Origin of the sequence: Nonomuraea rhizosphaerae (genome assembly GCF_019396405.1) — a bacterium.
GTDB classification, from domain to species: Bacteria; Actinomycetota; Actinomycetes; order Streptosporangiales; family Streptosporangiaceae; genus Nonomuraea; species Nonomuraea rhizosphaerae.
Window position 1 is genome coordinate 1 of sequence record NZ_JAHKRL010000338.1, and the last position, 9,444, is coordinate 9,444.

General features: G+C 62.5%; 11 protein-coding genes and 1 pseudogene. 2 read left to right on the top strand and 10 right to left on the bottom strand.

The genetic code is table 11. From position 1 onward, the window contains the following. Positions 1–168 precede the first annotated feature (168 nt). From KME77_RS16950 to KME77_RS16980, 7 genes are all read right to left on the bottom strand, one after another. Entirely contained in the window at positions 169–1,596 is a 1,428-nt protein-coding gene (locus KME77_RS16950) for a helix-turn-helix domain-containing protein (protein WP_219468293.1), read from the bottom strand. Positions 1,597–2,845: 1,249 nt separating this feature from the next. After that, on the bottom strand, positions 2,846–3,301 hold the full coding sequence (locus KME77_RS16955; RefSeq protein ID WP_219468295.1) for an aminoacyl-tRNA deacylase: 456 nt from the start codon (positions 3,299–3,301) through the stop codon (positions 2,846–2,848). An 18-nt stretch (positions 3,302–3,319) separates the two neighbouring features. Then, complete coding sequence (locus tag KME77_RS16960; RefSeq protein ID WP_219468298.1) at positions 3,320–4,006, bottom strand: iron-containing redox enzyme family protein; 687 nt, start codon at positions 4,004–4,006, stop codon at positions 3,320–3,322. Further along, positions 4,006–4,341: a hypothetical protein gene (locus tag KME77_RS16965; protein WP_219468301.1), complete on the bottom strand. Its 336-nt coding sequence runs from the start codon at positions 4,339–4,341 to the stop codon at positions 4,006–4,008. The genes KME77_RS16960 and KME77_RS16965 overlap by 1 nt, the downstream gene beginning before the upstream one ends. Further along, positions 4,335–5,078: an SDR family NAD(P)-dependent oxidoreductase gene (locus tag KME77_RS16970; protein WP_246609925.1), complete on the bottom strand. Its 744-nt coding sequence runs from the start codon at positions 5,076–5,078 to the stop codon at positions 4,335–4,337. The genes KME77_RS16965 and KME77_RS16970 overlap by 7 nt, the downstream gene beginning before the upstream one ends. Then, positions 5,062–5,715, bottom strand: a complete 654-nt coding sequence (locus tag KME77_RS16975; protein WP_219468307.1) for a hypothetical protein — start codon at positions 5,713–5,715, stop codon at positions 5,062–5,064. The genes KME77_RS16970 and KME77_RS16975 overlap by 17 nt, the downstream gene beginning before the upstream one ends. Positions 5,716–5,719: 4 nt before the next feature. Continuing rightward, on the bottom strand, positions 5,720–6,124 hold the full coding sequence (locus KME77_RS16980) for a cupin domain-containing protein (protein WP_219468308.1): 405 nt from the start codon (positions 6,122–6,124) through the stop codon (positions 5,720–5,722). A gap of 226 nt (positions 6,125–6,350) precedes the next feature. Here KME77_RS16980 and KME77_RS16985 point away from each other — a divergent pair. Continuing rightward, positions 6,351–7,127 (top strand): annotated as a pseudogene (locus KME77_RS16985) (transposase family protein). A gap of 431 nt (positions 7,128–7,558) precedes the next feature. On the opposite strand, the gene KME77_RS16990 reads toward KME77_RS16985, so the two are convergent. Both KME77_RS16990 and KME77_RS30515 read right to left on the bottom strand, forming a co-directional pair. Further along, positions 7,559–7,735 carry a hypothetical protein gene (locus tag KME77_RS16990; protein ID WP_219468311.1) on the bottom strand — a complete coding sequence of 59 codons (177 nt, stop codon included), beginning with the start codon at positions 7,733–7,735 and terminating at the stop codon, positions 7,559–7,561. Positions 7,736–7,778: 43 nt separating this feature from the next. Then, positions 7,779–7,976 carry a transposase gene (locus KME77_RS30515; RefSeq protein ID WP_372451186.1) on the bottom strand — a complete coding sequence of 66 codons (198 nt, stop codon included), beginning with the start codon at positions 7,974–7,976 and terminating at the stop codon, positions 7,779–7,781. Between the two features lie 481 nt (positions 7,977–8,457). Between KME77_RS30515 and KME77_RS17000 the strand changes: the two genes are divergently transcribed. Further along, positions 8,458–8,649 (top strand): hypothetical protein, encoded by a 192-nt coding sequence (locus KME77_RS17000; RefSeq protein WP_219468317.1) that lies wholly within the window; start codon positions 8,458–8,460, stop codon positions 8,647–8,649. Between the two features lie 68 nt (positions 8,650–8,717). On the opposite strand, the gene KME77_RS17005 is transcribed toward KME77_RS17000, so the two are convergent. Beyond that, entirely contained in the window at positions 8,718–9,185 is a 468-nt protein-coding gene (locus tag KME77_RS17005) for a TspO/MBR family protein (protein WP_219468319.1), read from the bottom strand. Between the last annotated feature and the right edge of the window lie 259 nt (positions 9,186–9,444).

Here is a 9,444-nt window from a genome sequence, read left to right on the forward strand (position 1 = left end):
AGCCTGCTACCGGGCCTCCTGGCAGCTACCCGGACCGGACTTCCACCGGCAAGCGACGACGAGCTTACAAACAGACGATCAGCCGCTACGTCACGGCTTCACCTCCGTCCTGCTGGGCGCACGAAAGATCGAGGTTAGAGCGCATACCAGCTGGGCCAACGAACCGGGTTATCCCGACGGGCGCTTGGGTGGTGACTCCGACCCTTCTTGAAGTACATCAGGCATCACCGATACGGCGGGAACACGCCATGAGCTGAGCATGTTCATCACCGAGTTCAACTGCGCGCTGAGGACCTCGAGTTGATCCGCCAAAGCGGAGTGATCGATCAAGTTTGTCGCAGGTTGAAGAGCGTAATCCACAATCGCTGCATGCTGAGCAGACGCGAAATTACGATTTTCCAGCGCTACGAAAAGCTGGTCGCGAAGCTGGCTGAGGAACATCGGAGTCATCGAGGCGAAGGGGTAGAGGCGGGCGAAGACGAAAGGATGCCCCACCGGCTGGTCGAGCGGTATGAGCCGGGCGAGAAGCTCAGAGTAGATCTCGGCGAGCCTGCTGGGCGCGTTGATGAAGGCTTCCTTCACGGCAGCCTCCAGAAGGTCACCGAAATCAGTTTCGGTGTTGAGAACCATCATCCCATTTGCGTACGTCGGAAGGGGCTCCTCCTGGCTTCCCGCGCGAGGCATGACGACGAACGGGGTACCGGGCAATCCACCATTACGCAACAGGAGATGACATCGGTAGTCACTCGCGCAGAACACAACCTGCTTCTGTGCGCTGCGCCTTGCTTCCTGAACGAACCAGCCTGACAGTTCTCGCAGGCCCGTCAGGTCCGTGCTGATGATGTTCCCGCTGTCCTCGCCGTATCCCAGCGCCGCCCGCAAGTAGCTGTCTCCCATTTCCCCGCGGATGGTCAGCGCCAGCACATCGGGGCTACGCCGCCTGATGTGCGTCCAGTCCACGTACGGTCCCTCGGACAGAGCGATGGCGGCCACCGTGGAGTTGAGGCCGCCGTATGGGACGAATCGCAGGCCTCGCGCCTTCCGGGCCAAGGAATCGATCAGCCCTACGGCGAAGTGACATCGTTGCCGGTCAGCCCGCAGCAGCTCGATCTGATCCGCGACTGATTCTATTTCGATAAAGTTACATTCCCATCTGCCGTCGATGAGCTTGACGAGCAGGCTGGCGTGCGCCCGGTCGAAATTGCCAAATGTCTCGGTGTGGTGGCAACTGATACGCACGGCCGGTCGCCGCATAGATCTGATTTCGTCCAGGGCATGAACTCTCGCGTCGGCCAGCGCTCCAGCGTTGGATCGGGATTGCACAATCGCCACGGCGCGCGTTAAATCGTCAGGTTCCATGCGCATCGCCGCGAGCGCGAGCCAATTGCGCGGCTCCTCCTCAATCGCCAGCGCGAGCCTCATGAGAATGTCCGCCTTGGGCATGCCGGTAGGCCCGAACATGCCCCGCTCGTACTCAGAAATGGTTTTGTTACTAACTCCGCTGAGCTCGGCCATGCCGGCCTGTGAAATTCCCCGGCTTTTTCTCGCCGAGATCATATGCTCGATGAGTGCCTGGAAGCGGTTGTCGTTGCTCATCGGAGTGTTCCTCCTGTCGAGACACGGTGTTGCAACACGATCAGAACACGAGGTCGGCCGCGTAACAACATTTCAGAGCCTTATTGACCCCATCTTTTCTTGGGGTTAAAGCTATGTGCATGACCAAAGAGATCCCGAATCACCAACCCGCCCCTCCCCCCTACACAGAGATGATCGCCCTAGCTGTAGCCCTGATCGAACTCTTTCGAACAATCTTCGGGTCGTACACCAAAGGTTTCTCAAGCCACACTCGTCATTGATCGCGATCAGGAGACGAACAAATGATCAGAGCGTTGAGTTTCATAGTCGTGGGAGTTCTACTCTGCTGTCTCGCCGCGCTCCTTGTCCATCTCACGAGACGGCGACACAGGGATCTCCTCCGCCGCGGGCATGACGTCGCGGGATGGGTGACGAAAATCGATCCCGTGGGCGCGGGCGCCCTCCCAGGTCACACTACGCGTCCCAGCATGAACGTCACGTATACCTGGCACGGAGAGGACTTCCACATAACGCTCTGGCCGTCGGGCGACATGGCGTCCGCTCTGAAATGCGGTGATACCGTCGCCCTACGCGTGGACCTACAGGCGCCGCATCGGGTCTGGGTGGAAGGCGCCTCGGACAGCTGGCAGATAACTCGGCAAGCGGTGGCGAATGTATGCCTGCTCCTGGGGGCCCTGTCCATCGTCACCGGGATCGTTTCGATGTCCGGATAGCTCCTGCCTGCGGTCCTGATGAGACACAGACCATGCGGGTGCCGGGGTCGCGCAGGGCCTGAGACACATGCTGATCCAGCTTCGCGCACAGGACCCCGACCTCGTCTTCCTCCTCCGACGGGTAGAACTCCGTGCCCCAATACAGCTCTTCGGCATCCGGTCTGGCCGGCCATGTGCAATGGAGAAACGCGCACCGATCGTCGACGACCAGAACCGGGGTGAGGGCGAAACGACGTGAGTCCACGATGCCGACACGTGTATCCGGGTGCGACAGGCACCTGGTGGTGAGCGCATCCAACCAAGTCCCGTCGACCACGGAGTCCAGGAGCGCCACATCGAGAGAGGCGCCCCTGTCTCCGGCCCTCGCAAGGGCTCCAAGGAATGGGGAGGCTGAGTCGAGGGGCGCGGGAGAGCACTTGCTGAAGGCAATGCGTCGCAGCGGGACTTGCCTGTCAATCGCCCTGGTCATGGCGGCCAGGAAGTCGCTTCTCTCAAAGTACTGGACGGCATGCATCCGCGATACCCCCAGCCCGATCTCAGGAGGCAGTGATCGAGAAAGCGCCCAGGATCGGTTGGAACCCGCGAATGAAGTCCTTCACCGGCACTTCCAACTCGAAACCCCGGCCGCCACCGATGAACAGCAGTTCAAGGGTTTGCGCCGAATCGTCGAGCAGGAGCGGGAAGTCTGGCTGCAGCGCGGGGCTCACGCCCATCGGCTCTAGCTTGCCACGGCCGGGCACTTCGGCAAGATTGGCCATGGAGACCTTTCTCACCTGTAGTCCCCGCGCCACCGCTTTGGAGTCGATCCGACACTCGATCGGTATACAGCACATCGAGTGAAGCTTGTCAGCCCGTACCAGAAGGCTCTTGTACATGGCGGTGATGGGAATGCCCAGGTGCCGAGCGACCTCGCTCGGCGACACGGTCTCGTGCGGATACTCATGAACGCGGTAACTGATACCTCGCTCGTCCAGTTCTCGGTAATGTGCCACCGCTTCTCCTTCAGACGGCTAGGGATTCGCCGACCGTGCGGCGAACCATTCGTTCGGACAGTCGATCACCATCGCCCTGGCCGCCAAGAACGCTATCTCCAATATGGCCGCATGGTCGGCTGAGCTCAAAGGGAGACGTTCCAGCACTCTGACCCCTTCGGCATGGTGCGCGGCCTCCACATTGCCCGAATGAACACTGAACCACCGCGCCTGCTCAGGCGACAAGCCATAGTACTGCACCAAGGACTGCGCAACCACGGCTTCAAATACTGGTGCCCCACCTTCTATGCCCAGCATCACCGCCGCCACTGCCTGGTGCCACGGAGCGTGTCCCACCAGGCATTCCACCCACCGCCAGAAGTAATGGTAGATCCGGGACTTAGGAACATATGAAGAGGCTTGCACGAACTTAGGATCAATACCGCGGCCCTGCAAAATGGGTTCATACATGGCCGGATGGTCTAATTCCTCGCGAGCGCTTTGCCGTAACTCGGCTGAGTCGACGCCGCTCGGCATGCGGTCCACGAGCGTCTGGGCAAGGCTAGGAAAGAGAAGAACCGCCCAGTAGGTGTCGGTGAGGTAGTCGTCGAGCTTCGCGCTGCTCATGGTTCCGTTCTTGAGGGCCACAACGTACGGCGCACGGTTGGCCTGGGCGGCTATAAGCGCCAGCTCGCGGTGAAACTCATGGCCGAGTTTACGGCCCATCACTCGGCCCCTTCAGCTCGACTTATGTCGATAACCAGCCACGTTTCTGACGTGCAGGTCCACTCGATGGTTTCTCCTGGGCCGAGATGAACAAGCTCCCCGGCCTTCACCACGTCGTCCAGAGCCCCCGCCCGGATGCGTATCTCCCCGTGCAGAGCCAGGAGGACACGTCCGTTCTTACCGCCGTGGTCGCTGCCCGATCCGGTGCGCTCCAGAACCCGTACCGAAACGTCGGGAAAGGCGTGGCCGATCCCCAGGTCGCGCATGATTTGGCTGCCACGAACCTCCGCGGGGAAGGAATATAGCGGCTTGGCCCACCAGTGACGCGTCACCATGACGTCCCTCCGCATACCCCGATGACTTGTCCCGTGACCGCTGAGACGTCGTCTTTCAGCAGGAAGGCCACGGTCTTTGCCACCTCCGCGGCCTCTACGCCTCTGCCGAGCGGGGAGTTCTGCTCATGCCAGCGGCGTAGTGCTGCTTTGTCGCGGGTCATGTCGGTTTCCACAAAACCCGGACAGACCAGGTTTACGTTTATCTCGTCAGGCCCGAGCTCCTGCGCGAGAGAACGTGTGAGACCCACAAGGCCGTGTTTCGCGGCGACGTAGCCGTGCGCCCTGGCGAACCCTCGGCGAGAGGCTACGGAACCGATGATGACGATCGAGCCGGCGCCGCGGCGCAGATATGGCATCGCATGCCTGACCGCATAGAACGCTCCGGTAAGGTTCACTGCCACTATGCGCTCCCAGAGGGCGTCGTCATAGTCGTCGAGATCTTCCATCCTGTCGTGCACACCCGCGCTGTAAACCAGGGCTCTTAGTCCACCCAGTTCATTAGCGAGTTCGTCGACGGCGTTCTTGAACTCAACAGGATGACGTACGTCCGCAGAGCGCCCGAACACCGGCGGCCCGAAGCCCGCGAGAGAGGCCACAGCCCGTTCATTGCCCTCACGCGCATATGAGATCACGCCGAGTGCCACACCTGCGGACGCGAGCTCCTCGGCCACCGCATAGCCGATGCCGCGGCTTCCGCCCACCACGAGAGCTGGCGAGCGGTCAGTGCTCCTGCGCATAGAGCCGCCAGCTCTCGAAAAGCGCACGATACTCCGTGAAAGCGAGGGTCACTATGCGCAGTGCCTCTACTCGTTGTGCGTCAGTAAGCTCCACTGAGGTCAGAATGGATAGATCCACAGTGTGCTGGACTTCGTCCGCATAGTGCACGGAACCGAAGTAGCTCAGTTCCTCGTCCATGCCGATCCTGAGTAGAAGGTCACGCGTGTGCCGCAGGAACACCTCGCCGGTCGCCTCGAATATCGATACGAGCAGCAGCTTCGTGGGGATTGGGGGATTATCCATCGCGTAACCGATCATTCGATAGATCGTACGCCGGGAGGGAAGCAGCTTCGGATCCCATAGCTCAACGGGGTGGAAGGGCTCGGCGGAGACCTTCCCTAGGTCCTGCAGGTACCATTTGTAGTGAGGTGCGTCCTCATCGACGTATGCGTTGATCGCCTGCTGGAGCGGATCGTCGCTGCCTCTGTCCTGTAGCAGCAACAGCAGGTCTCTGAATGACATCACATACGAGCACATCGCCCTGGCGAAGGCGAGCTTGCGGACGTCATCGGGGCTCGGCTCGCGGAGCCATCGAAAGAATTCCTGCTCAGCTAGAGCGGTTTTTTCGCTGTGCAGCTGTTCTATCACTGCTTTCATCGACTCAACTCTCTGCATGCCAATGGGGTGAATTGCCGAGTTCAGAAACGCTCTGAAAGTCAAGGACTTCGTCTGTTTCGTATACGGGCGGCCTATGTATGGCAAAGGAGATCCACGGACTATCGCTCGTGGTGATCCATTTATGCGGAGTATTCGGCGGGATGAGAACGACATCTCCGGGCGCAACCGAAATATTCGTCCCGTTCACGATCCCCATCGCGGTGCCGGATAGAGAGATGATGAGGACGTGAGCGTTGGGATGACGGTGATAGGGTGCTTTTGCACCTTTGGGAAAGGGGACAATGACGCTGCCATGACCTGGCAGGAAACCATCGGGAAGCGGTATCCAGAACTCCCAACCCAAGGGGTTGTAACGTTCCTGATCACTACCTCTAATGATCGCCACCATGATTATCTCGTCAGCGCTCGATGAGCTCTATGCAGGGGCAGGGGTAGCCGTAGTATGCACCTGAAAGACCATGAGCGCCAGGCCACGGCTCATATACTCCACAACGGAGGCTTTTCCATCTTGATAGCCCTGGTCGCGGCGGGTGGGCGGGTGCAGTGGCGGATGGAAGGACGCTCCCGGTAAGACAGCAGGTTGACCAAGATCCGATGCCCCACCGAGAGCCTCGTTGCTCTCTTACCGTGCTGCCATCCCGCTGTCCAACCCCCCGCTGGCGCGCCTGGCCGAGCTCATCCCCGCGCACCGTGCCGAGCGCCGCAGCCGGTGGTGGCGGTTAGAGCCGGCCCAGCAGGCGCTGCTGGTCTTGGCCCATCTGCGCAACGGCGACAGCTACGCGCGCCTGGCCGCCGGCTTCGCTATCGGCACCAGCACGGCCTGGCGCTACGTCCGCGAGAGCATCAACCTGGTGGCCGCTCTCGCCGAGGATGTGCACGCTGCCGTCGCCCGCGCCTCCCGGCTGGCCTACGCCAACCTGGACGGCACGCTGATCCCATCGATCGCGTCGCCGGCGAGCGGCCGTACCACAGCGGCAAACACCGGCACCACGGGATGAATGTCCAGGTCCTGGCCGACCCGGTAGGTCGGCTGGTGTGGGCCTCGCCCGGGCTGCCCGGCGCCACCCACAATGTGACCCTGGCCCGGACCGTCGGCCTGATCGACGCCCTAACCAGCGTCGGCGTAACGACCTTTGCGGATAAGGGTTATCAGGGCGCGGCGGTACGATCCGCACGCCGTTCAGGCGCCACCGCCCCTGGCTTGTCGCGCGGGCAAAAGGACGTCAACCGCTCCCATGCCCGCATCCGGGCTATCGGCGAACGCGCCGTCGCGACGCTGAAGACCTGGAAAGTGCCGGCCCGACTGCCTTGCTTGCCCACGCCGCGCGACCGCGGTCGTCCAGGCCATCCTCGTTCTGCAACTCGTCGAAGATGGCCATCACTCACGATGAAAGGTTCACGGTATTGCATTCAGAGATCTTGGGTCTCGGGTCGTCACGTCGACGGTGGCTGACCAGGGCGCGGGTTGGTGGAGGCAGCGGAAGCCTGGCCAGGCCGGGACGTGCTCGATGGCGTTGGCGGCTGGAAATGAACAGGCGGGCCAGGACGCGGCAGATCTCGGCGAGTGAGGGCTGAGGAGGCGATATGGGGCGCCCCCACACGGCGGGCTGGCGTTAGTTGTCGCGCCTTTTCCCTGGTCATCGAGTACCTCGCTGTCTGTAGGCGAGGCCGCTTTAGTGGCAGCGTGGAATACCAGGACGAGCATGCCGGTGGTGACGTGCCGATGCCAGGGCGTCCAATCGCTCACCTGGTACTGCGTCAGGCCGAGCGGGTCTTTGCTCGGGGCATCTCTCCTCCACCGCCCAGTGGATCCCGGCGATGTTCACCAGGTCATCAACGGTGTCGGGCCGGAGGCGTAGCAGCGGTAGGAGGCCAGCTCGCCGGTGGTCAGGTTGCGGTTCAGCAGCCATCGATAGCCGGGGCGGTCGGTGGGCGCGAGCCGTTGTGGAGCCCACGCTGACCAGGTCGAGGTCGGCCTGCCCGCGGGCGGTAGCCTCACCGATCATGGCCTCCATCAGGTTCTGCGAGACGCCCGTGCCCGCTCACGAACGGAAGCGGTCGTAGACCGTGGACCATGAGCCGTACTCGACGGGCAGGTCCCGACACGGGCCGCCGACGCGGAAACGCCACATCACGGCGTTGAACTGCCACCGCGGATCCGGGATCGGGCCCCGGCTCACCCAGCGCATATACGGCTCTGCCAATGCCCACTCATCATCGGGGAGGTCACCACACTCCATATGCCTTCGCCTATCAGGCCGGACAGCGCCGCACAACCTCGTGATCTGAACCTAGAGCAGGCTCCAGCTTAGGAGCATCGTCGCCAGCATGTCGATAGTCGGACGCTTCAAAGGGATCTGAAAGTGAACAGTCGTGCTGCCGCACCACTTCCCCGGCCTGGCCAGATTGCGCGCCAGGTCGGATATGGTTTGATACCGAATGACGCGGTGGCTTTCGCCATCGAGCTGGGGATATGCACGGGATGATCTTGCGGTGTCCAGCGGCCGCGAAGGCTGTTTGCCCAGCTCATGCCACCCATGACGGCGGATTGACCTCCACTCTCCTAAAGAGGGTGCTGCGGACGTCCGTTCTGCCCAAGTTGTCAAACTGTGGCTTTCGATCGCGGTGGGAAGGCGACGTGTTCGTCGTAGGTCACCCTCTTTTATGAGCAGTGGTGCAGGCGGCCGAGATCCAGTTGGAAGTGTTGCGGAGCGCGCTGGAGTGGCGATCGCCTTCGTCGCGTCGCCGGTCGTAGCGGACCCGGGGCCAAGGTGCATGCGGGGAGGCGGAGGCTGCACCGTAGCTGGCGGCGGCGAGGCGCTGGTTCTTTACCTTCCCTACAAGGACGTCATCCGCGGGTTCGTCTACGACGTGGAGATCGGCCGGCTCGATGAGATCAATGTACGGGGATGAACGCGCATGGCACTCGGCCCCGGGCGTCGGCCGGGGTCGTGGGGATCTCTTCGGGTGGTGGCGGTGTGTCAGGCGCCAGGGTTGTGGCGGGCGATGGAGGCGTTGAGCGCGGTGGCGAAGGCCGTCCAGGCCGCGTACGGCATCAATAGCGCCCCTGCTGTCCGGTCGGCGCGCGCCGCCTGCCGTACCAGAGCCACGTTCACGGCGTTGAGCACCACGATCTCTGCCAGCGCCAGACGTGGTGAGCGGGCGCGGAAGAACAGCGCGGGCCAGGCGGCGTTGAGCAGCAGGTCGGCGGCCAGCGTCCGGCGTAGCGCCGCCTGACCGTTGCCCGCCTGGGACAGCGCTCTGGCGCTGCCGTAGGCGATCAGCGCGTACAGCGGCGTCCACACCAGCGGGAACGCGCGGGCCGGCGGCTGCCAGGAGGGTTTGCGCAGCCGCTGGTACCAGGCAGACTTCGGAGTGGTTGCCAGGCTGCCGATGGCGGCGGCGGCCCCGGTGGCCAGGGCAGTGGAAAGCAACGTCTTCTTCCTCATGACACCTGCCCCTGCCCTCACGGGTTCCTCCCACGCGGTCAGCGTAGGACTTCAACCTGCTCACCCAGCTCGCCGATCGTCGGCAACGCCGGGTTCTTCTTTCATGGAGACCGTGTACGCGCCCGGCGGTGCTGAACAGCACGTCCCGCACCAAGCTGCCGCTCGTCGCCTACGACTGGCGCAGGTAGACCCACCGGCCGTGCAACGCGTAAGCGTGGCGCCGACCTCGTCACCGTTCTCCAGGTGATGAGGTCGGCGC

Excerpts from the sequence above, each read along its gene's own strand:
- KME77_RS16960 (WP_219468298.1), bottom strand. The coding sequence starts at position 4,006 with ATGGGCCGTAAACTCGGCCATGAGTTTCACCGCGAGCTGGCGCTTATA.
- KME77_RS16970 (WP_246609925.1), bottom strand. The coding sequence starts at position 5,078 with ATGCGCAGGAGCACTGACCGCTCGCCAGCTCTCGTGGTGGGCGGAAGC.
- KME77_RS16950 (WP_219468293.1), bottom strand. The coding sequence starts at position 1,596 with ATGAGCAACGACAACCGCTTCCAGGCACTCATCGAGCATATGATCTCG.
- KME77_RS16975 (WP_219468307.1), bottom strand. The coding sequence starts at position 5,715 with ATGAAAGCAGTGATAGAACAGCTGCACAGCGAAAAAACCGCTCTAGCT.
- KME77_RS16980 (WP_219468308.1), bottom strand. The coding sequence starts at position 6,124 with ATGGTGGCGATCATTAGAGGTAGTGATCAGGAACGTTACAACCCCTTG.
- KME77_RS30515 (WP_372451186.1), bottom strand. The coding sequence starts at position 7,976 with ATGGAGTGTGGTGACCTCCCCGATGATGAGTGGGCATTGGCAGAGCCG.
- KME77_RS16965 (WP_219468301.1), bottom strand. The coding sequence starts at position 4,341 with ATGGTGACGCGTCACTGGTGGGCCAAGCCGCTATATTCCTTCCCCGCG.
- KME77_RS17005 (WP_219468319.1), bottom strand. The coding sequence starts at position 9,185 with ATGAGGAAGAAGACGTTGCTTTCCACTGCCCTGGCCACCGGGGCCGCC.